The sequence below is a fragment of the Pseudomonas sp. NPDC089422 genome, from assembly GCF_044749405.1.
Taxonomy (GTDB): Bacteria; Pseudomonadota; Gammaproteobacteria; order Pseudomonadales; family Pseudomonadaceae; genus Aquipseudomonas.
This window is the reverse complement of sequence record NZ_JBIVHW010000013.1, coordinates 31,778-51,378: the sequence shown is the minus strand read 5'-3', so window position 1 is coordinate 51,378 and position 19,601 is coordinate 31,778. Positions and strand designations below refer to the sequence as shown.

Below are 19,601 nucleotides of genomic sequence, written 5' to 3'. Positions count from 1 at the left end.
TACACACCAGCCTAGAGATGCCCCTATGGAGTTCGCTTTCACCGAGGAGCAGTTGCTGATTCGCGACAGCGCCGAGCGTTTCCTCGCCCAGGCCAGCGATTCACACGCGGTACGCGCAGGCATGAGCCGTGCGGCCGATTACGACCCCGAGCTGTGCCGGCAGATCGGCCAGGAGCTGTACTGGCCGGCGCTGCTGGTGCCCGAGGCACACGGTGGCATGGGCCTGGGCTTCGTCGAGCTGGCCGTGCTGCTGGAGCAATGCGGGCGCTTCCTGCTTGGCTCGCCGCTGTTTGCCACCACTTGCCTGGCTACTCCGGCGCTGTTGCTCGCCGACAACCCGGCGCTGCAAGCCCACTGGCTGCCGGCCATCGCCAGCGGCCAGCTGCACGCCACCCTGGCCTGCCCGCTGGAGGCGGGGCAGCTGCAGGCCGAACTGCGCCCCCATGGCGACGGCTACCGCCTCGATGGCTGCCACGCCCAGGTCATCGATGGTGCCCAGGCCGATCTGCTGCTGATCGCCGCACGCCGCCCGGGCAGCAGCGGCGATGAGGGTATCAACCTGTTCGCCGTACCGGCCGATACACCTGGCATAGTACGTACTACATTACGCACCCTCGACCAGACCCGGCGCCTGGCTCGCCTCGACCTGAATCAGGTCGAAGTCACCGAGGCACAACGCCTGTTCGCCCTCGACCAGGCCTGGCCGCTGCTGCAGGCCTCCCAGCGTATCGCCGCCATTGGCCTGGCCGCCGAACAGCTCGGCGGCGCCCAGCAGGCACTGGACCTGACCTTGGCCTACATCGCCGACCGCCACCAGTTCGGCCGCCCGGTGGCCAGTTTCCAGGCCATCAAGCACCGCTGCGCCGACATGATGCTGCACATCGAATGCACCCGTTCGGCGGTGTGGTACGCCGCCTGCGTGGCCCGCGAATACCTGGCCGCAGACGGCGACCCGGTGGTGCGCGGTGAACTGCTTGGCGCGGCAGCCACCGCCAAGGCCCATGCCAGCGAGACGTTCTTCCACTGTGCGGCCGAGTCGATCCAGTTGCACGGCGGCGTCGGTTTCACCTGGGAATACGACCCGCACCTGTACTTCAAACGCGCCAGGGCCAGCGAGCAGCTGCTGGGCAACCCGGCCTGGCACCGTGAATGCCTGGCCACCGAACTGCTGGGAGCACGCCCATGAAAATCGGTTTCAGCAAGGCAGATGAAGCGTTCCGCCACGAGGTCGCCAGCTGGCTGGCGGCGCACCTGCAAGGTGAGTTCGCCCAGCTGCGATTTCGCGGCGGCCCTGGCGACGAACACAGCTACCCGGCCGAGCGCAAAGCCTGGGAGCGGGAACTGGCGGGCGGTGGCTGGGTTGGAGTGGGTTGGCGCGAGGAAGACGGTGGGCGTGGCCTGAGCATCAGCCAGCAGGTGATCTTCCACGAGGAATACGCCCGCGCCGGCGGCCCCGGGCGCATGGGCCACATCGGCGAAGGGCTGGTCGGCCCTACCCTGGCCGCCTTCGGCACACTCGAGCAACGTCAGCGCCTGCTGCCGGGCATCCTCAAGGGCGAGGCGTTCTGGTGCCAGGGCTATTCCGAGCCCGGCGCAGGTTCGGACCTGGCCAACGTCCAGACCCGCGCCCGCCTCGATGCCAGCGGCGAGCGCTGGCTGATCAGCGGGCAGAAGGTCTGGACCTCGCTGGCCCATGAGGCCGACTGGTGCTTCGTGCTGGCCCGTACCGAGCCGGGCAGCGTCGGCCATCAGGGGCTGTCGTTCCTGCTGGTGCCGATGGCCCAGGCGAACATCCGCGTGCAGCCGATCCAGCAGCTGACTGGCACCAGCGAGTTCAACGAAGTGTTCTTCGACCAGGCCGAGACTGCGGCAAACAATCTGGTCGGCCAGCCCGGCGAGGGCTGGAAGATCGCCATGGCCCTGCTGGGCTTCGAACGCGGGGTGTCCACCCTGGGCCAGCAGATGCAGTTTCACAACGAGCTGGAAGAGGTGTTGCGCATCGCCCGCGCCAACGGCGCCGCCCGTGACCCGCTGCTGCGCCAGCGCCTGGCCCAGGCCTGGTCGGGGCTCAAGGTGCTGCGCTACAACTCGCTGCGCATGCTCTCCGGGCCGCAGGACGGCAGCCTGGCGCGTGAAGCGATGATCTACAAGCTGGCCTGGTCGAGCTGGCACGTCGAGCTGGGCAAGCTGGCCATGGATGTGCTGGGGGATGCTGCTGAAGTGCTGGACAGCGCGCCGTATGGGTTGAGCCGGTTGCAGTCGCTGTTCCTGTTTGCTCGGGCGGATACGATTTACGGGGGGAGTAACGAGATTCAGCGCAATGTGATTGCCGAACGGGCGCTGGGCATGCCGCGGGAGGTGAAGGGGCGCTAAAACCCTGGGGCCGCTTTGCGGCCCATCGCAGGCAAGCCAGCTCCTACACCGACCGCACCGCCTTCAAGTCATGCGCTGTACCTGTGGGAGCTGGCTTGCCTGCGATGGGCTGCAAAGCAGCCCCAGGGTCGCTACTAACGAACGCGAATCTTCGGGTCCCCCGCCCCACGCCGCATGGCCTGCAAAAAGCCCTCCAACGGCGCCGGCTCGGCAATCTGTGGCAGGGCATCCTTGTCCGGCCGCTGGGCCCAGAACGCATCCCACGACGGAAACAGCTCGTGAAAGCTCCCGGCATAAGGCTCACGCCCCGGCCAGCGCATCTTCAGGCCACCAATCGGCGGCTTGTTCAAGTCAGTCGCGTACCAGTAGCACGGCAGCCGCCGGCGGAAGCACCAGCGCCCGTCGATGCGCTCGTAATCGTCCCAGTACAGCATCTGCATGATCACCCACTCCGGCCCGGTTTCATGCTCGTTCTTCGAATACACCACACCGGTGGCGTGGTCGGCATCGCTGAACTCGATGATGTGCTGGCCCAGGTGGTGCGAGGTGCCGTGGAACTGCTGGCGCATGGTCTCGTCGAGCCAGGCCTTGAGGTGCGCGCGGCCGAACTTGTCGCGGCCGACCCGCACGTCTTCGGCAAAGCAGTTGGCCATGGCGTCCATGTCACGCATGTCCAGGGCCAGCGCGTACTTGCCGGCCAGCTGGCGGATCGCGTCCAGCGACTCCAGGCGGTCGATGCGCTCCAGCAGCGCGGTGCTCTCAAGGGCCGTCATTCCAGCACCGTGTACAGGTCCGAGCCGCGTCCGCCGTCCACCGCCAGGCTCGCCCCGGTCACGTACGAGGCCTCGTCGCTGGCCAGGAACAGGATGGCATTGGCCAGCTCCTGCGGCAGGCCGACCCGGCGCATGGGGATGACCTTCTCGGTATTGGCCCGCGCCTTGGCGTCGCCGAGCATGCCTGCGGTTGCCGGGGTGTCGACAACCCCTGGAATTATCACGTTGCAGCGGATGTTGTCCGCCGCGCCTTCGCTGGCCGCGGCCCGGCTGAAGTTGATCACCGCCGCCTTGGCGGCGCAATAGCCGGCCATCCAGGCGGTGCCGAACAGGCCGCAGATCGAGGCGATGTTGACGATCGAGCCGCCCTTGCCCTTCATCAGCTGCATCGCCGTGCGCGTGCCCCAGAACGTGCCATCCACGGTGGTGGCGAAGTTGGCGTGCCAGTCGGCGGTGCTCATGCCGTCGATGCCGCCCCAGGTGTAGGCCATGGCGTTGTTGACCAGGATGTCGAGGCCGCCATGGCGCTGCGCGGTGGCTTGCAGCGCGGCGACATAGGCCTGCTCGTCACTGACGTCGGCCACCGCCACCTCGGCGCAACCACCACGGGCGAGGATCTGCTCGCGCACCCCTTCGAGTGGCTCGCGGCGCCGCCCACACAGCACCACCAGGGCGCCCTCTTCGGCGAAGCGCAGTGCGGTCGCCTCGCCAATGCCGGAGCCGGCCCCGGTGACGAAGGCGATCTTGCCTTGCAGACGTTTGTTCATCGGTTGCGCTCCTGTCAGATAAACGCCATGCCGCCGTTGACGGCGATGTTCTGCCCGGTGATGAAGCTGGCGTCATCACTGGCCAGGAACACCGCCACCCGGGCGATCTCGTCGGTTTCGCACATGCGCCCCAGCGGCACGTTCTTCAGCAGCGCCTGCATGTGTTCATCGGCAATGCCGGCCATCATCGGCGTGTTGGTCGGGCCCGGCACCAGGGTGTTGACGCGGATGCCCTGGGCCGCCAGTTCACGGGCGATAGAGCGGGTCAGGCCCATCACTGCGGCCTTCGAGGCGCAGTAGTGGCTTGGCCCTTCTCCGGTCAGCGCGGCGGTGCTCGACAGGTTGATCAGCACGCCCTGGCGCTGGCCCTTGAGCATCAGCCGGGCGCCTTCGCGGCAGCACTGGAAGGTGCCGCCCAGGTTGACCCCGATCACCCGTGCCCAGCTGTCGTCCGGCGTGTCGAGGAAGGCATCGAGGGCGCCGACGCCAGCATTGTTGACGACGATGTCCAGGCCGCCGAAATGCGCTTCGACCTGGCCCATGGCATCGGCCACCGACGCGGCATCGGCGACGTTGCAGCCCAGCGCCAGGACCTTTTCGCCGAGGTCGGCAAGGCTCGCAGCGAGCGCGGCCTGGTTGAGGTCGACCGCCACCACGTTCGCCCCTTCGGCGACGAAGCGGCGCACGATGGCCTGGCCCATGCCCTGCCCGGCACCGGTGACGAAGGCCACCTTGTTCTGCAGTTTCATAGCGTTCTCCTTGGTTGACGCCTTTTGGTCTTCACCATCATTGGGCGCCAGCCAGCGCCGAACATCGTCCGATAGGACTAGCGGCGAGCGTGCCTCGTGGTCCGGATGGACGATGCCGGCCCGCACCGGGCGGCACAGGATCAAGGGCGCAAACCCATTCGTTAACTGGAGAACCGGCATGAACCAACCCGTCGACCTGCCCTTGCCCACCGGCCACTACGCCACCCTGGCCAACGGCCTGCGCCTGCATTACCTGGACGAAGGCCAGGGCCCGGTGGTGCTGTGGCTGCACGGCAGCGGCCCGGGCGCCAGCGGTTTCAGCAACTTCAAGGGCAACTACCCGCAACTGGTGGCGGCCGGCTACCGCAACATCCTGCTCGACCTGCCCGGCTTCGGCCGCTCGGACAAACCCGACGATGTGCGCTACGAGCTGGACTTCTTCGTCGATTGCCTGGCGGCACTGCTCGACCAGCTCGGCATCGAGCGCTGCACCGTGCTCGGCAACTCCCTGGGCGGCGCCATTGCCCTGGGCCTGGCCCTGCGCCTGCCACAACGGGTGGAGCGCCTGATCCTGCTGGCCCCAGGCGGTGTCGAGGAGCGTGAGACCTACTTCCAGATGCCCGGCATCCTGCGCATGGTCGGGCTGTTCAATGCCGGCCCCATCGGCCTCGAGGAAATGCGCAGCATGATGCGCCTGCAGCTGTTCGACGACTCGATCCTGCCGGAAGAACTGCTGCTGGAGCGGGTGGCGGTGGCGGTGACCCAGCCGAAGAACCTGTTCAGCACCATGCTGGTGCCGAACATGCGCGCGCGGTTGGGCGAGATCGAATGCCCGATCCTCGGGTTCTGGGGCAGCAACGACAATTTCAACCCGGTCAGCGGCGCCCAGTACATCATCGACGGGGCACGCCAGGCGCGGTTCATCGTGCTCAACCGCTGCGGGCACTGGGTGCAGGTGGAGCATCGCGAGCTGTTCAACCGCAGCTGCCTGGAGTTCCTGCAGCACGGTTGATGGACTAAATCGGGCGCTGATTTGTGTAGGAGCGGCCTTGTGTCGCGAAAGGGCTGCGAAGCAGCCCCAGGATTTCAAGGTCGCTGCATCAATTGCTGGGGCCGCTTTGCGGCCCTTTCGCGACACAAGGCCGCTCCTACAAAAAGCAATGCGGTCTCTGGTCAGCCGGCAGCGCGCTGACTGTTGAGCTGGGCATCCCCCGGCTGCCCGAGCACACAGGAAGTGCCACCCGGGGTATACATCATCGCCACGCAGCGGTTGCACGCCGTGCAGATCGAGTTGCGGCTCGCGCCACTGGCCAGCTTGTTCACATAATCAGGCTCGGCAATCAGCACCCGCCCCATGGCTACAAGGTCGAAGCCCTCGGCCATCACCTGCTCGATGCTCGCCAGGCTCTTGGCCCCGCCCAGGTAGGCCAGGGGCATCTTCACCGCCGCACGCACCTTGCGCGCATGTTCCAGCAGGTACAGCTCGCGAAATTCCACCACCGGGTCCATGCGCCGCTGCAGCGCCATCGCCAGGGCAATCAGCGGGTTCTTCTGCTGCACGCGGTTTTCCTTGGGGAACGACGAGCCGAACATGGTGGTGATCGACTCGGCATTCATCCCGGCGCTGAGCACCAGCAGGTGCGCGCCCTCCTGCTCCAGCATGCGGGCGATCTGCGCGCCGTCCTCGGCACTGTTGCCGGCGCGCACACCCTCGGTGATGCTGTACTTGCACACCACCGCCAGGTCCTGGCCGACCGCATCCAGCACCGCCCGCAGCACCCGGCGCGGGAAGCGCAGGCGGTTTTCCAGGCTGCCGCCGTACTGGTCGCGGCGCTTGTTGTACAGCGGCGAGATGAACTGGCTGAGCAGGTAGCCGTGGCCCATGTGGATTTCCACGGCGTCGAAACCAGCCTCGCGGGCCAGCCGTGCGCCCTGGGCAAAATCGCGCACCACCTGCTGCATGTCGGCTTCGTTCATCGCCTGCTTGAGAAACATGCCGCTCATCATGCCGATCTTGTTGAAGCCGCCACTGGCCGACAACGGCCTGGGCGTGGCGCGCTCGCGGATGAAGGTGAAGCAGCCGCCGTGGGTGATCTGCGCGCTGGCCTTGCCGCCTTCGCGGTGCACTGCATCGGTCAGGGCCTTGAAATGTGGCAGGCTGTCGCGTTCGAGGATCAGCTGGTTGGGCAGCGTGCGGCCGTCGCGGCTGACCGCGCAGTAGGCCACGGTGGTCAGCGCCACGCCGCCGCTGGCCAGGCCCGCATGCAGCTTGGCCAGTTGCCGCGACGGCACGCCCTGGGCGCTCATGCCCTCGTTGGTGGCGGCCTTGATGAAGCGGTTTTTCAAAGTCAGCGGGCCAATGCTGACCGGGCTGAACGGCGATCGATCGGGGTTCTGGTGCATGTCAGGCCTCGTTCTGGTTGTACTGGGCTCAGAAGGTGTATTTGGCGTTGAACGACAGGTAGTCGCGGTCCGCCAGTAGGCGGCCCTGGGCGACGTCCGGGGAGCTCAGGTAGGCGACGTAGGTCAGGCCGACCTGGAAGTTGCCCAGGTACTTGAAGTCGCCGCCGACGGTCAGGCGCTTCTCGGCACGGCCCAGGCCCTGGTAGGCGCTGCCGTCGACGTTCTGCTGCCAGACCACCCGGGTGGTCAGGTCCAGGCCGTCGGCGATCGACGGATAGTCCATATAAGCGCCCACCCCGAGCAGGGTCGAGCCGCGAGTCTGGGTCTTGGACTGGAAGTCGTCGAAGCGGCCGTCGACACCCGCACCGCCCCCTGTGATGACCAGGGTGTCGACGCCCTCGATGTACTGGTGCACCACTTCACCCATGACGGTGGTCTGCTGGGCCAGCCAGCTCGGGCCGAGGATGTACGAGGCATTGAGGTTGCCCTGCCAGATCTGCCCGGTGGTTGGCGCGCCGTTGTTCAGGTACACCGAGGCGCCGTTGCGGTAGCTGAGGTCGCCGGCGTACTGCACCGCATCGCCGACCTTGGAGCTGAAGCTCACCCCGGTCAGCTCGACGTCCTCGAAGTAGCCCAGGCGGTAGGCCGGCGCCGCCCCGGTATTGGCGCGGGCGCTGATGCGCGGGTTCGACGAGTACTGGGTCTGCCCGGTGAAGTCGAAGTACAGCGAACCGACCCGCTCGTGGTAGCGGTAGTGGAACAGCCCTACCTCGGTGTTCTCGGTGACCCGGTAGCGCACGCCCATACCCCACTGGCCACCGTCACGGGGCTTGACCTCGCCGGCATAGTTGACGCCGGTGAAGCTCTTGTCGGGCAGGCTGTCGATGGCCCCGGCATTGAGCCGGAAAAATTCCGCGCCCGGGCCAAAGTAGTCGCTGCCAAAGTAGTCGCCGACCGGGTTGAGCTCGGTTTTCTCCCACTCGTACTGGTAGAAGCCGACCAGCGCCAGGTCTTCGTTCAGCGACCACGAGGCCGACACCTGCCCCACCGGCAGGTAGGCGTCTTTGGCCTCGGTGCCGGGCACGTTGAACTTGGTTGCGTCCACCGGCGCCTGGCCCTGGCTGATGTTGGCCCAGAACAGGCTCTCGCCCCAGGCCACCAGGTGGCGGCCGGCCTTGAGCGACAGGTACTGGGTATCGCCCAGCTCGTAGTTGCCATACACATAGGCATCGAGCAGGCGCGCCTTGCTGCCACTCAGGCGCCGGGTGTCCTCGACGAACGCGTCGGGGCGGCCGACCTTGTTCACCGTCTGTGGCGAGTCGTTGGCGTTGCGCTGGTGGTAGACGTCGTCATAGAAGTGGCTGCCACGGACCACGGCGCCAACGTTGTCATGGCGCAGGCGCAGTTCGCCGAACAGGCTGAGGCGGTTGGTGATCAGCGAACCACGCTTGAAGTTACGCGTGCCGTCGTCGTTGTTGATGTCGTTCAGGTACTGGTTGGCCTGCTTGGCAGTACGCATCGATGCCGTGTAGTTGACGGTGAGGGATGAATCGAGGGTAGTGTCCTCGCCCAGCTCCAGGGTCGGCCCGGCACTGGCGCCGCCACTGGCAAGGCCCATGGCCACGACCAGCCAGCGGCGCCGGGCCTGGCCCGTGTTCGCGGTAGACATGCTGCTCTCCTTTGTTGTTATTGTTTTCGTCCGTAGCGGTACTTTCAGGCCTGGGCCACGGCATGCCTCAGGTCGTTCTTGGCGACCTTGTTCGACGGGTTCAGCGGCAGTGCCGCGAAGAACCGCACCTGGCGCGGCACCTTGTAGTTGGCCATGCGCTCGCGGCTCCAGCCGATCAGCGCTTGCTCATCGAGCTGCTGCCCCTCGCGCAGCACCACGCAGGCGCACCCCACCTCGCCCATGCGTGCATCGGCAATGCCGATCACCGCCACCTGGGCGATGGCCGGATGGGCCAGCAGTGCGGCCTCGATCTCCGCCGGGTAGCAGTTGAAGCCGCCGACGATGTACATGTCCTTGAGGCGGTCGGTGATGGCCAGGTTGCCCTCTGGGTCCAGGCGACCGACATCGCCGGTGTGCAACCAGCCCTCGGCGTCGATCGCCTCGGCGGTGGCGGCCGGGTCCTGGAAGTAGCCCTGCATGACGTGGAAGCCGCGCAGGCAGATTTCCCCGGTTTCACCCTGGGCCACGGCGTGGTTGGCGGCATCGCGGATGCTCACTTCGGTGCCCGGCAACGGCCGCCCGCTGGTGCCGGCAATGACCTCGGCCGGTGCCTGCGGGTCGCACAGGGTGGCCAGGCCACCGCACTCGGTCAGGCCATAGGCGGTGGTCACCACGCTGAAACCCAGCTCGTTGCGCATGCGTTCGATCAGGCTCGGCGGGATGCTCGCCGAGCCGGTCACGGCAATGCGCAGGCTGGACAGGTCGGTTTCGGCCAGGCGCGGGTGGGCCAGCAACGACAGGTACAGGGTCGGCGCCCCGGGCAGCACGCTGATGCGCTCGCGGGCAATGCGCTGGAATACCGCCTCGGCATCGAACACGGCGTGCGGCAGGATGGTCGCCCCGGCGATCAGGCAGGTCAGCCAGCCGGCCTTGTAGCCAAAGGCATGGAAGAACGGGTTGACGATCAGGTAGCGGTCGCCCGGCATCAGCCCCAGCACCCGCACGTACTCGGCAAAGGCCCGCAGGTTCTGGCCATGGGCGCTCATTACGCCCTTGGGCTTGCCAGTGGTGCCCGAAGTGAACAGCAGGTCGCAGATCGATTCTGGCTGGATGCTCAGGGCCCGGCGCCTGGCCGTCAGCGGCTCGATGGTCGCGGCGCCGAGCAGAAAGCGTTCATGGCTCAGGTCGTGCGCGGCGACGGCGTGGTCGCAGGCAAAGATCACCTGGTGCTCCAGGGTCGCCGGGCGATGGGGTGCGAGCAGCGCCGGGTAGTCAACATCGAGGAAGCGCTGCTGCACGAACAACACCCGGCAGCCGCTGCGGGCCAGCACGTCCGCCGCTTCGGCGCCCTTCATGCGGGTGTTGACCGGCACCAGCACCGCGCCGGCGCAGTGGATGCCCAGCGCGGCGAGGATCCACTCGCGGCTGTTGGGCGCCCACAGGCCGACCCGGTCGCCCGGCTGGATGCCCAGCGCCATCAGCCCGCGAGTCACCTGCAGTACCTGCTCGGGCAGGTCGGCATAGTCCAGGCATTGGCCGTGCTCTTCGATGGCGACATGGCCGGCAAAACGCTGTGCGCTGTCGAACAGCAGGCGGGCGATGGTGGCCGGCGCAGCGGCCGGCGCTTGGGAGGTAGCGAAGTTCGGGTTCATGCAAGGCTCACTCATCGGCATCACTCGGGAAAGCGGATACGCAGCACCGGGCTGGTGGGCACGGCCTGGCAGGCCAGGATCCAGCCTTCGGCCAGCTCGTCGGCATCCAGGGCATCGTTGTGCAGCAACTCGACCGCGCCGCTCTCCAGGGTGCACATGCACGAGGCGCAGCCGCCCACGCGGCAGGCGCTGGGCGGTTCGAGGCCGGCGCGCTGCATGGCATCGAGCAGGGTCTCGCCGCTGGCGCAGTCCAGCGCATGGTCTTCGCCGTCCAGGCGCACCGCCAGCTGCGCGGCCATCGCCGCCTCGCTGTGGCTGGCCTGGGGCAGCTCGCCTTCACCGGGCAGCGAGACGAAGCGCTCCACATGCACGCGCGCACTGGGCATGCCGAGGCTGGCCAGCGCCTGCACGGCAGCGTCCATGAACGGCCCCGGGCCACAGATGAACGCCTGGGCATCGACCATCGGCCGGGCCAGCTCGGCCAGCTGGGCCACGGCCGGCACGCCTTGCACCGAGTCGAGCCAGTGCACCACCTGCAGGCGCTGCGGGTGGGCCGCCGCAAGCAAGCGCAACTCATCGCGGAAGATCACCGACTGTTCGTCACGGTTGGCGTAGATCAGCAGGACCCGCGCCTGCCCGGCCAGCAGCGCCGAACGCAGGATCGACAGCACCGGCGTGACGCCGCTGCCGCCACCGAACAGCAGCAGGTCAGCTTGCAGGTCGCGGGGCACGAACACCCCGGCCGGCGGCAGCACCTGCAGGGTCTGGCCTGCCTGCAACTCCTCGCACAACCAGTTCGAGGCACGGCCGTCGCGCACACGCTTCACGGTCACCCGCAGCGGCTCATCGAGCAGCGGCGTGCTCGACAGCGAGTAGCAGCGCGGCAGCCAGCCGCCGTCGTATGGCACCCGCAGGGTCAGGAACTGGCCGGGTTTGTAGTGAAAGCGCTCGGCCAGCGACGCGGGCACGTCGAACACCAGCGAACGGGCATCGGCGGTTTCTTCGATCACCCGCGCCACACGCAAGGCAAGATAGTCATTCATGGTCAGGTACTCGCTGTCCCTGGCTCAGACGAACGGGTCCGGGTTGGGCAGGCCCAGCTGCACCGCGCCGAAACTGCGCCCGTAGGCCATGAAGTTGTTGGCGATATGCCCGCGCGCCTGGTGCAGGTCGCGGAACAGCCGCGCCACCGGGTTGCTGTTGTACAGGCCCGAGGCGGCCATGCTGCGCAGCAGGTCGCTGATGCGCTCGGCACAGATGTTGGTGACGTAGGACGACTGGTAGCGGTACAGCAGGCGCGTTTCGGTGTCCGGGTACTCGCCGGCGCGGGCCAGTTGCATCAGGTGCTCGTAGTTGCGTTCCAGCACCAGCTTCAGGCTGTCGACGGTGATCACCGCCTCGGCTACCGCCGTTTGCGCGACCGGGTCGTCGGCGGTGCGCGCACCGTGCTTGCCGATGTGCTGGGCGGCGTTGTCGCGGAAGGTATCGATCGCTCCTTGCAGGGCGCCGATGGCCGAGGTCGAGACCGCACGGGAAAACACCTGGGCGAACGGGATCGCGTAGATCGGGTTGGTGTTCACCAGGCGCCCCGGGGTCGCTTCGATCTGCCAGTTGTTGGTGCGCTGCACGCGATGGGCCGGAACGAAGGCATCCTCGACCACGATGTCGTGGCTGCCGGTGCCGCGCAGGCCGAGCACATCCCAGTTGGGCTCGATACGGTAGTCGGCGCGGGGCAGCAGGAAGGTGCCGTGCTCGCTGGCAAAATCACCGTCGGCCGGCAGAATGCCGCCGAGCAGCACCCACTGGCAGTGCTCGCTGCCGCTGGAGAAGCCCCAGCGCCCGCTGATGCGGTAGCCACCGGGTACCACGCTGACCTTGGCCGCTGGCATGTAGGTCGAGGAAATCAGGGCGCCATGGTCCTGCTCCCAGACCTCGCGCTGGGCCTCGATCGGGTAGCGCGCCACCTGCCACGGGTGCACGCCCATCACGCCGTAGACCCAGGCGGTCGACATGCAGCCTTCACCGAGGATCATCTGGATTTCGAAGAACGTCCGCGGGTCCACTTCATAGCCACCAAAGGCGCGCGGTTGCAGGGCGCGCAGCAGGCCGGCCGACTGCAGTTCGGCGATGGTCTGGTCGGGGATGCGCAGGTCGCGTTCGGCCTGCGCTGCACGCTCCTTGAGCTGCGGCACCATGCGCCGCGCACGTTCGATCAGTTCGACTTCTTCCTGGGTCTTTTCTCGCAAGCTGTGCATCACTGGTCTCTCCCGGTCTCGCTGCGCCACTGCGCGAGCTGGGATCGATCATCGGGGCGCCCAGGCAATCGATCATCGTCAAAGCGGACTAGTGCCGGCGCGCCCTGGGCGCTAGTCCGTTGAGACGATGACGGGGGCGGCCGGCATGGCCATAGTCGGTGCCATCGACAGCCCTGAGAAGGAGATACCGTCATGAGCATCCTGCAGCGATTTCGTATCGACGGCGGCGTCGCCATTGTCACCGGCAGCGGCCGTGGCATCGGCCGGGCCATCGCCCTGGCCTATGCCGAAGCCGGCGCCGATGTGGTCTGCGCCGCCCGTTCGCTGGACGATGTGCAAGCGGTGGCCGAGGAGATTCGCGCCCTGGGGCGCAATGCCCTGGCCTTCGCCTGCGATGTCAACGACAGCGAGCAGCGCCAGGCGCTGGTGCGCCAGAGCCATGAGCACCTTGGCCGCATCACCCACCTGGTCAACAACGTTGGCGGCGGTGGCCCCAATGACCCGCTGAGCCTGAGCCCGGAGCAGTTCGACGAGATCCTGCGCTTCAACGTGTCCAGCGCCTACGCGTTCTGCCAGCTGTGCGTGCCGCTGATGCGCGACGCCGGTGGTGGCAACATCGTCAACATCAGCTCGGTGGCGGCGCGCTACTCGCAGCGCCACTTCAGCGCCTATGGCACGGCCAAGGCGGCGCTCAGCCACCTGACCCGCCTGCTGGCCCAGGACTTCGCACCTCAGGTGCGGGTCAACGCCGTAGCCCCCGGCCCGACCCTCACCGCCGCGCTGAACAGTGTGATGCCGGCCGCCATGCGCCAAGCCATGGAGGCCAACACCCCGCTCAAGTGCCTGGGCAGCCCCGAAGACATCGCCGCCGCTGCGCTGTACCTGGCCTCGCCGGCTTCAGGCTGGGTCACCGGCAAGATCATCGACGTCGACGGTGGTGCCGACTCCAGCGTCTGGGTCGGCTGACCCACGGTTTCCTTGGCCGGCCCTCCTTTGCTCGGGCCGGCTTTTTTATTCCCGAAAGCAGTTGCCCTTGAAAAAGAGAATCCTGCCATGGACGCCCACCTGATCACCGCGCTCGGCAACGAACTGTTCGACGCCCTGCGCGGCCGCCATACCCTGCAACCGCTGACCCGCCGCTACCCTGAGCTGACCCTCGACCAGGCCTACCGCATCTCGCTGGCCTTCCTGCAGCGCCGCGAGGCCCTGGGCGAGCGCGTGGTCGGCAAGAAGATCGGCGTGACCAGCCGCGCCGTGCAGGAAATGCTCGACGTGCACCAGCCGGACTTCGGCTTTCTCACCGACGCCATGCAGGTCGAGGACGGCAGCGCCGTCAGCCTCGCCCGGCACCAGCTGATCCAGCCGCGCGCCGAAGGCGAGATCGCCTTCATCCTCGGCGAAGACCTGCACGGCCCGGGCATCACCGCCGAGGACGTGCTGGCCGCGACCCAGTGGGTGATGCCGTGCTTCGAGATCGTCGATTCGCGCATCGACAACTGGCAGATCCGCATCCAGGACACCGTGGCCGACAACGCCTCGTGCGGCGTGTTCGCCCTCGGCACGCAACGCCTCGACCCGCGCACGCTGGACCTGGCCAAGGTGCAGATGCAACTGCTGAAGAACGGCCAGCCGGCCGGCAGCGGCCTGGGCTCGGCGGTCCAGGGCCACCCCTGCGCGGCAGTGGCCTGGCTGGCCAACACCCTGGGCGAGCTGGGCATCCCGTTCCGCCGTGGCGAAATCATTCTTTCCGGCGCCCTGGCGCCGCTGGTGCCGGTGACTGCCGGCGACCGTATCAGCCTGAGCATGAGCGGGTTGGGCCAGTCCAGCCTGCGCTTCGTGCCCTGACCTTTGCGTGGAGCGTTGAACATGAGCAAGAAAATCCGATGTGCGTTGATCGGGCCGGGCAACATCGGCACCGACCTGCTGTACAAACTCAAGCGCAGCGAAGTGCTGGAGCCGGTCTGGATGGTGGGCATCGACGCCAGCTCCGAAGGCCTGGCACGGGCCCGCGAACTGGGCCTGAAAACCACCGCCGACGGCGTCGACGGCCTGTTGCCGCATGTGCTGGACGACAACATCCAGATCGCCTTCGATGCCACCTCGGCCTACGTGCACGCGCAAAACAGCCAGAAGCTCAACGCCCTGGGCGTGCTGATGATCGACCTCACGCCAGCGGCCATCGGCCCCTACTGCGTGCCGCCGGTCAACCTCAAGGCCAACCTCGGGCTGGGGGTGATGAACGTCAACATGGTCACCTGCGGTGGCCAGGCGACCATCCCGCTGGTGGCGGCGGTGTCCAGCGTGCAGCCGGTGGCCTACGCCGAGATCATCGCTACCGCAGCGTCGAAATCGGTGGGCCCGGGCACGCGCAAGAACATCGACGAATTCACCCGCACCACCGCCAGCGCCGTGGAACAGGTGGGCGGCGCCCGACTGGGCAAGGCGATCATCATCATCAACCCGGCCGAGCCGCCGCTGATCATGCGCGACACCGTGCACTGCCTGACCGACGAAGAGCCGGACCAGCCGGCGATCCGTGCTGCGATCGAGGCGATGATCGAACAGGTCCAGCGCTACGTGCCGGGCTACCGGCTGGTCAACGGGCCGGTGTTCGACGGCAAGCGCGTGTCGATCTTCATGGAGGTGGAAGGCCTGGGCGACTACCTGCCGCGCTATGCCGGCAACCTCGACATCATGACGGCGGCAGCGGCGCGTACCGCCGAGCTGTACGCCGAAGCCATCCTCAAGGGCGAGCTGCTGCTGCGCTCTGCCCCCACTGCCCTGGCCTAAGGAACCGACCATGGACCTCAACGGCAAACGCATTACCGTACATGACATGTGCCTGCGCGACGGCATGCACCCCAAGCGCCACCAGATCAGCCTCGATGAGATGCAGCGCATCGCCTGCGGCCTGGATGCCGCCGGAGTGCCGCTGATCGAGGTGACCCACGGCGATGGCCTGGGCGGCAGCTCGGTCAACTATGGCTTCCCCGCCCACAGTGACGAGGCCTACCTGTCGGCGGTGATCCCGCTGATGAAACAGGCCAAGGTCTCGGCGCTGCTGCTGCCGGGCATCGGCACGGTGGAGCACCTGAAGATGGCCCACGGCCTGGGCGTGAGCACCCTGCGGGTGGCCACCCACTGCACCGAGGCCGATGTCAGCGAACAGCACATCGCCCATGCCCAGCACCTGGGCATGGACACCGTGGGCTTCCTGATGATGGCGCACATGAACAGCGCCGAAGGCCTGGCTACCCAGGGCAAGCTGATGGAGAGCTATGGTGCCAACTGCATCTACCTGACCGATTCGGCGGGCTACCTGCTGCCGCACCAGGTCAGCGAGCGGGTGGCGGCGATGCGCGCCGCGCTGCGCCCGGAGACCGAGATCGGCTTCCATGGCCACCACAACCTGTCGATGGGCGTGGCCAACTCGATTGCCGCGATCGCCGCCGGTGCCAACCGTATCGACGCGGCCTGCGCGGGGTTGGGCGCCGGTGCCGGGAATACGCCGATGGAGGTGCTGGTGGCGGTGTGCAAGCGCATGGGCATCGACACCGGGGTGGACGTGTTCGCCATCCAGGACGTGGCCGAGGACCTGGTGGTGCCGATCATGGACTTCCCGATTCGCAGCGACCGCGATGCACTGACCATGGGTTATGCCGGGGTGTATGGCTCGTTCCTGCTGTTTGCCAAGCGGGCCGAGCAGAAGTATGGGGTTTCGGCGCGGGAGATCCTGGTAGAAATGGGCCGACGCGGGATGGTCGGCGGGCAGGAGGACATGATCGAAGATACCGCGATGACCCTGGCCAAGCGCCGGGCCTGATTTGTAGGAGCGGCCTTGTGTCGCGAAAGGGCTGCGCAGCAGCCCCGGGATTTTGGTGTAAATGGTGGAATAGCTGGGGCTGCTGCGCAGCCCTTTCGCGACACAAGGCCGCTCCTACAAGGATTGCGACAGCCTTATCAGCGCCAGTCGGCGACGATTCCGTGCTCCAGGGCCAAACCCTGCGCGGCCACCGTCCGCCGTTGGTACTGCTGCGCCTGCGGGTCGGTGGCCAGCCACAGCATCACCGCCGCCGGCACCTCGGGCGGTGCGCTACCAGCGCGCAAGGCAATCACCCCCTGCTCGCCGATGGTCACCTTCAACGCCTCGGTGGTTACCACGCCAGGGTTCAGGGTATAGGCCCGAATCCCCCGCTCGCCCAGCTCGGTCGACAGAATGCCCGACAGCCGCGACACGGCCGCCTTGCCGGCACCGTAGGCATAGCCCCAGCCACCCTTGTCCGCCGCCACCGGCGGGTCGCTTTCGCCGGCGCCGGAGGTGACGTTGATCACCACCCCGCCGCCCTGCCCCAGCATCCGCTGCACCACTGCCTGGGTCAGCAGCAGGGGCGTGAGGATGTAGCCCTTGAACATCCGCTCCAGGGTATCCGGCTGCAGCGCCAGGAAGGTCGAGTTGAGGTCGCTGCCCTGGTAGATGGCATTGTTCACCAGCACATCGATGCGCCCAAACTCCGCCAACACCGCCGCACAGGCCTGCTCGGCCGTGGCGCTGTCGAGCAGGTCCATCGGCACCACCAGGGCGCGTGCGCCCAGCGCCCGGATCGCCTCGGCGGTGCCATTGAGGCTGCCGGACAACGGCGCCCCTGCGCCATCGCGCAGGGCGTGCTGGTGCTGCTCGCCCTCCTCGAGGGTGCGTGCGCTGATCGCCACGTGGTAACCGGCACGGGCAAACGCCAGCGCCGCCGCACGGCCGATGCCACGGCTGGCACCGGTAATGAAGGCCACTTTGTTCATAGGGAGTCCTTGTCAGAAACGCGGTGCACGCACCATCGCGTCCATGCCGCCATCGATGAACACCACGCTGCCATGGACGAACTGCGCCTGCTCGGACTGCAGAAACGCCACCAGCGCGGCGATTTCCTCCGGGCGCCCGGAGCGCCCCAGCGGCGCGACAAACTCGCGCACCGCCTTGCCGAAGCGCGCATCGTCCAGCGACGCCTGGTGCAACGGCGTCTGCACCGCGCCTGGCGCCACCACGTTCAGGCGCATGCCACGCTGGCCCCACGCCGAGGCAAGGCTTCTGGCATGCTGGGTGATGGCATATTTGGAACAGGCATAGGCCACATGGGGCTGGCCCAGGCCATTGGCCAGGTCCAGCGCCCGCGCTTCGTCGGCGTCGAGCATGGCGCCGGTCATCGCCTGCTGCTCGGCGCCCGGCTGGGTGGCGGCCACCGAACCGATCACCAGCGCCGCCGGGTTGCGCCCGCGTGCCAGGGCACCTTGCAAACCTTCGAGCAACTGGCTCACGCCAAAGTAGTTGACCGCCAGTATCAACCCGCAGGACGGCGCGGTCACGCCAACCCCGGCGCAACAGACCAGGCCGTCGAGCACCCCGCCGCAACGTTCAAGTACCTCGGCAACGGCCGCTGCGCGCCCTTGCGCGGTGGAAAGGTCGGCCACCACTTCGGCACCGGCACGGTCGATGCCGATGACTTCATGACCCGCCGCACGCAACGCTGCGGCAACGGCTGCACCAATGCCCGAGGCACTGCCACTGATAGCTGTAACAGACATGATCGATCTCCAGGATAGGTCGGCGCAGTATCGGCAGAAGGCCAGGCCGCCCGCATCGTCCTTGCGGACTAAGCCCGACGCCCTGGCCACGCCTCAGGCACGGCGCGCCACGGCCAGGTGCGGCAGCGGCACCTTGAGGCGCTCGGGCGCCTTTAGCGCGACCTTGGGCTTGCCGAGGGCGACCACGCTGTTGAGCAGGATGCGCACCAGCTCGGTCTGCCGGCGCACGCCGGTCTTGGAGAAGATCGAGCGCAAGTGCGCCCGTGCCGTGTTGCGGCGGATGTTCAACTCTTCGGCGGCCTCCTCCAGCGACAGGCCGTTGGCCAGTTCCATGGCCAGGGCGGTTTCGGCGCGGGTCAGGTTGAACAGTTGCTTGGTCACCACTTCGCTTGCCAGTGACTTGCTCGCCGCGTCACGGATGTACACCAGCGCCGCCGGCTTGCCGCGCTCATCGGCCCAGTCCAGCGAGGGGATCGACTCGACCACCAGGCCCAGGTTGACCAGGCCCGAGGGGCGGGTCACCGACATGGCTTCGGCGCCCTTGGGCGCATCGGCGGAAAACGCCGTGCGAATCAGCCGTTGCAGTTCGCGGTTGTCGCTCGGATAGGTCGCCTCCAGGCGCCCGCCCACCAATTTCAGGCCATCGGCGCTGGCGAGGATCTCCTGGGCCACCGGGTTGACCCGCAGCACGCTGCCGCTCTCGTCCAACACCAGCGTGGCCACCGACAGGCGGCTGATGGCCTGGGAGTAGAGCTCGCTGAGCGATTCGCTGCGGTCGAGCAGGTTGTGCACCTGCAGGGCCCGGCGCAGGTGCGGCAGGAACATGCTGCACAGGGCGCGCTCATCGGCCGAGAAGTTCGGCTCGCGTCTGGAACGGGTGATGCGAAACCGCAGCTTGCCGCCGTCGGGCGTGGAAATGTCGGCGCCCATCACGTGGTACACGTCCTGCTGGCTGCAGAACATCTTGAAGTAGGCGCTGCGCTCCCACTCGTCCGGGGTCATGACGTCGTCGACCGTGAACACATGGTCCGGTGGCTGGTTGGTAAAGGGCGTATTGGTTTGCGGGTAGGTCATGTAGGTGACATCACCGGCCCCTTCGATGTCGCCGGAGATGATCATTACGCCCATGTCCGGCTGGTCCGGCACGCGCAGGATCAGGGTGGCGTAGTTGGCGGCATACAGGGTACGGAAGCTGGTCAGCGCACGGGCCATCAGCTTGGGGTCGAGGGCGCCTTCGTAGACTTCACCGACCAGGCGATCGAAGGTTGCCAGGTCGCAGCCGAGCCGGGCCAGCGCATCATGGGTCAAGACAGCTTTTTCCACAGTCTTCTCCTCGCTCGGGCAGGCTTCGGCCTGCCCTTCTTATTTTTATATGGCGATGTTGCC

At 67.2% G+C, this 19,601-nt stretch carries 18 protein-coding genes; 7 read left to right on the top strand and 11 right to left on the bottom strand.

The window, feature by feature from the left end; all coding sequences use genetic code 11:
• The first annotated feature begins 25 nt into the window (after positions 1–25).
• Positions 26–1,186, top strand: a complete 1,161-nt coding sequence (locus ACIPZ8_RS22550; RefSeq protein ID WP_400727738.1) for an acyl-CoA dehydrogenase family protein — start codon at positions 26–28, stop codon at positions 1,184–1,186.
• Positions 1,183–2,373 (top strand): acyl-CoA dehydrogenase family protein, encoded by a 1,191-nt coding sequence (locus ACIPZ8_RS22545; RefSeq protein WP_400727735.1) that lies wholly within the window; start codon positions 1,183–1,185, stop codon positions 2,371–2,373. Before ACIPZ8_RS22550 ends, ACIPZ8_RS22545 begins: the two co-directional genes overlap by 4 nt.
• A gap of 134 nt (positions 2,374–2,507) precedes the next feature.
• Here ACIPZ8_RS22545 and ACIPZ8_RS22540 read toward each other — a convergent pair whose 3' ends face one another.
• The 3 genes from ACIPZ8_RS22540 to ACIPZ8_RS22530 are packed head-to-tail and all read right to left on the bottom strand — an operon-like array spanning position 2,508 to position 4,662.
• The gene (locus ACIPZ8_RS22540; protein WP_400727732.1) at positions 2,508–3,146 is read right to left on the bottom strand and encodes a nuclear transport factor 2 family protein; all 639 of its coding nucleotides are present in this window, start codon (positions 3,144–3,146) and stop codon (positions 2,508–2,510) included.
• Positions 3,143–3,913 carry an SDR family NAD(P)-dependent oxidoreductase gene (locus ACIPZ8_RS22535; RefSeq protein WP_400727729.1) on the bottom strand — a complete coding sequence of 257 codons (771 nt, stop codon included), beginning with the start codon at positions 3,911–3,913 and terminating at the stop codon, positions 3,143–3,145. Before ACIPZ8_RS22535 ends, ACIPZ8_RS22540 begins: the two co-directional genes overlap by 4 nt.
• 14 nt (positions 3,914–3,927) lie before the next feature.
• Positions 3,928–4,662 (bottom strand): SDR family NAD(P)-dependent oxidoreductase, encoded by a 735-nt coding sequence (locus ACIPZ8_RS22530; protein WP_400727727.1) that lies wholly within the window; start codon positions 4,660–4,662, stop codon positions 3,928–3,930.
• Between the two features lie 178 nt (positions 4,663–4,840).
• On the opposite strand from ACIPZ8_RS22530, the gene ACIPZ8_RS22525 reads away from it, so the two are divergent.
• Complete coding sequence (locus tag ACIPZ8_RS22525) at positions 4,841–5,674, top strand: alpha/beta fold hydrolase (protein ID WP_400727725.1); 834 nt, start codon at positions 4,841–4,843, stop codon at positions 5,672–5,674.
• A gap of 161 nt (positions 5,675–5,835) precedes the next feature.
• Here the strand turns inward: ACIPZ8_RS22525 and ACIPZ8_RS22520 are convergent, their stop codons facing one another.
• The 5 genes from ACIPZ8_RS22520 to ACIPZ8_RS22500 are packed head-to-tail and all read right to left on the bottom strand — an operon-like array spanning position 5,836 to position 12,641.
• Positions 5,836–7,065, bottom strand: a complete 1,230-nt coding sequence (locus tag ACIPZ8_RS22520; RefSeq protein WP_400727722.1) for an NADH:flavin oxidoreductase — start codon at positions 7,063–7,065, stop codon at positions 5,836–5,838.
• A 28-nt stretch (positions 7,066–7,093) separates the two neighbouring features.
• The gene (locus ACIPZ8_RS22515; protein ID WP_400727719.1) at positions 7,094–8,734 is read right to left on the bottom strand and encodes a DUF1302 domain-containing protein; all 1,641 of its coding nucleotides are present in this window, start codon (positions 8,732–8,734) and stop codon (positions 7,094–7,096) included.
• A 44-nt stretch (positions 8,735–8,778) separates the two neighbouring features.
• Complete coding sequence (locus ACIPZ8_RS22510; RefSeq protein ID WP_400727717.1) at positions 8,779–10,386, bottom strand: FadD3 family acyl-CoA ligase; 1,608 nt, start codon at positions 10,384–10,386, stop codon at positions 8,779–8,781.
• A gap of 20 nt (positions 10,387–10,406) precedes the next feature.
• Entirely contained in the window at positions 10,407–11,429 is a 1,023-nt protein-coding gene (locus ACIPZ8_RS22505) for a 2Fe-2S iron-sulfur cluster-binding protein (protein WP_400727714.1), read from the bottom strand.
• A gap of 24 nt (positions 11,430–11,453) precedes the next feature.
• Positions 11,454–12,641, bottom strand: a complete 1,188-nt coding sequence (locus ACIPZ8_RS22500) for an acyl-CoA dehydrogenase family protein (RefSeq protein WP_400727712.1) — start codon at positions 12,639–12,641, stop codon at positions 11,454–11,456.
• 192 nt (positions 12,642–12,833) lie between these two features.
• Between ACIPZ8_RS22500 and ACIPZ8_RS22495 the strand changes: the two genes are divergently transcribed.
• The 4 genes from ACIPZ8_RS22495 (at position 12,834) to dmpG (ending at position 16,464) form a co-directional block, all read left to right on the top strand.
• Positions 12,834–13,607 (top strand): glucose 1-dehydrogenase, encoded by a 774-nt coding sequence (locus tag ACIPZ8_RS22495; protein ID WP_400727709.1) that lies wholly within the window; start codon positions 12,834–12,836, stop codon positions 13,605–13,607.
• An 87-nt stretch (positions 13,608–13,694) separates the two neighbouring features.
• Positions 13,695–14,486 (top strand): fumarylacetoacetate hydrolase family protein, encoded by a 792-nt coding sequence (locus ACIPZ8_RS22490; RefSeq protein WP_400727707.1) that lies wholly within the window; start codon positions 13,695–13,697, stop codon positions 14,484–14,486.
• A 21-nt stretch (positions 14,487–14,507) separates the two neighbouring features.
• Positions 14,508–15,431, top strand: coding sequence for an acetaldehyde dehydrogenase (acetylating) (locus ACIPZ8_RS22485; RefSeq protein WP_400727704.1), 924 nt, complete (start codon positions 14,508–14,510; stop codon positions 15,429–15,431).
• Positions 15,432–15,441: 10 nt separating this feature from the next.
• The gene (dmpG, locus tag ACIPZ8_RS22480) at positions 15,442–16,464 is read left to right on the top strand and encodes a 4-hydroxy-2-oxovalerate aldolase (RefSeq protein ID WP_400727702.1); all 1,023 of its coding nucleotides are present in this window, start codon (positions 15,442–15,444) and stop codon (positions 16,462–16,464) included.
• A gap of 137 nt (positions 16,465–16,601) precedes the next feature.
• Here the strand turns inward: dmpG and ACIPZ8_RS22475 are convergent, their stop codons facing one another.
• The 3 genes from ACIPZ8_RS22475 to ACIPZ8_RS22465 all read right to left on the bottom strand — a co-directional run bounded on the left by ACIPZ8_RS22475 (position 16,602) and on the right by ACIPZ8_RS22465 (position 19,538).
• Positions 16,602–17,435 carry an SDR family NAD(P)-dependent oxidoreductase gene (locus tag ACIPZ8_RS22475; protein ID WP_400727699.1) on the bottom strand — a complete coding sequence of 278 codons (834 nt, stop codon included), beginning with the start codon at positions 17,433–17,435 and terminating at the stop codon, positions 16,602–16,604.
• A gap of 12 nt (positions 17,436–17,447) precedes the next feature.
• Complete coding sequence (locus tag ACIPZ8_RS22470) at positions 17,448–18,215, bottom strand: SDR family oxidoreductase (protein WP_400727696.1); 768 nt, start codon at positions 18,213–18,215, stop codon at positions 17,448–17,450.
• A gap of 93 nt (positions 18,216–18,308) precedes the next feature.
• A complete protein-coding gene (locus ACIPZ8_RS22465; protein WP_400727693.1) occupies positions 18,309–19,538 on the bottom strand; it encodes a helix-turn-helix transcriptional regulator in 1,230 nt (409 codons plus the stop codon).
• Positions 19,539–19,601 lie beyond the last annotated feature (63 nt).

Bases quoted from the DNA above. Each gene is read 5' to 3' on its own strand.
- ACIPZ8_RS22550 (WP_400727738.1), top strand. From the start codon at position 26: ATGGAGTTCGCTTTCACCGAGGAGCAGTTGCTGATTCGCGACAGCGCC.
- ACIPZ8_RS22545 (WP_400727735.1), top strand. From the start codon at position 1,183: ATGAAAATCGGTTTCAGCAAGGCAGATGAAGCGTTCCGCCACGAGGTC.
- ACIPZ8_RS22540 (WP_400727732.1), bottom strand. From the start codon at position 3,146: ATGACGGCCCTTGAGAGCACCGCGCTGCTGGAGCGCATCGACCGCCTG.
- ACIPZ8_RS22535 (WP_400727729.1), bottom strand. From the start codon at position 3,913: ATGAACAAACGTCTGCAAGGCAAGATCGCCTTCGTCACCGGGGCCGGC.
- ACIPZ8_RS22530 (WP_400727727.1), bottom strand. From the start codon at position 4,662: ATGAAACTGCAGAACAAGGTGGCCTTCGTCACCGGTGCCGGGCAGGGC.
- ACIPZ8_RS22525 (WP_400727725.1), top strand. From the start codon at position 4,841: ATGAACCAACCCGTCGACCTGCCCTTGCCCACCGGCCACTACGCCACC.
- ACIPZ8_RS22520 (WP_400727722.1), bottom strand. From the start codon at position 7,065: ATGCACCAGAACCCCGATCGATCGCCGTTCAGCCCGGTCAGCATTGGC.
- ACIPZ8_RS22515 (WP_400727719.1), bottom strand. From the start codon at position 8,734: ATGTCTACCGCGAACACGGGCCAGGCCCGGCGCCGCTGGCTGGTCGTG.
- ACIPZ8_RS22510 (WP_400727717.1), bottom strand. From the start codon at position 10,386: ATGAACCCGAACTTCGCTACCTCCCAAGCGCCGGCCGCTGCGCCGGCC.
- ACIPZ8_RS22505 (WP_400727714.1), bottom strand. From the start codon at position 11,429: ATGAATGACTATCTTGCCTTGCGTGTGGCGCGGGTGATCGAAGAAACC.
- ACIPZ8_RS22500 (WP_400727712.1), bottom strand. From the start codon at position 12,641: ATGCACAGCTTGCGAGAAAAGACCCAGGAAGAAGTCGAACTGATCGAA.
- ACIPZ8_RS22495 (WP_400727709.1), top strand. From the start codon at position 12,834: ATGAGCATCCTGCAGCGATTTCGTATCGACGGCGGCGTCGCCATTGTC.
- ACIPZ8_RS22490 (WP_400727707.1), top strand. From the start codon at position 13,695: ATGGACGCCCACCTGATCACCGCGCTCGGCAACGAACTGTTCGACGCC.
- ACIPZ8_RS22485 (WP_400727704.1), top strand. From the start codon at position 14,508: ATGAGCAAGAAAATCCGATGTGCGTTGATCGGGCCGGGCAACATCGGC.
- dmpG (WP_400727702.1), top strand. From the start codon at position 15,442: ATGGACCTCAACGGCAAACGCATTACCGTACATGACATGTGCCTGCGC.
- ACIPZ8_RS22475 (WP_400727699.1), bottom strand. From the start codon at position 17,435: ATGAACAAAGTGGCCTTCATTACCGGTGCCAGCCGTGGCATCGGCCGT.
- ACIPZ8_RS22470 (WP_400727696.1), bottom strand. From the start codon at position 18,215: ATGTCTGTTACAGCTATCAGTGGCAGTGCCTCGGGCATTGGTGCAGCC.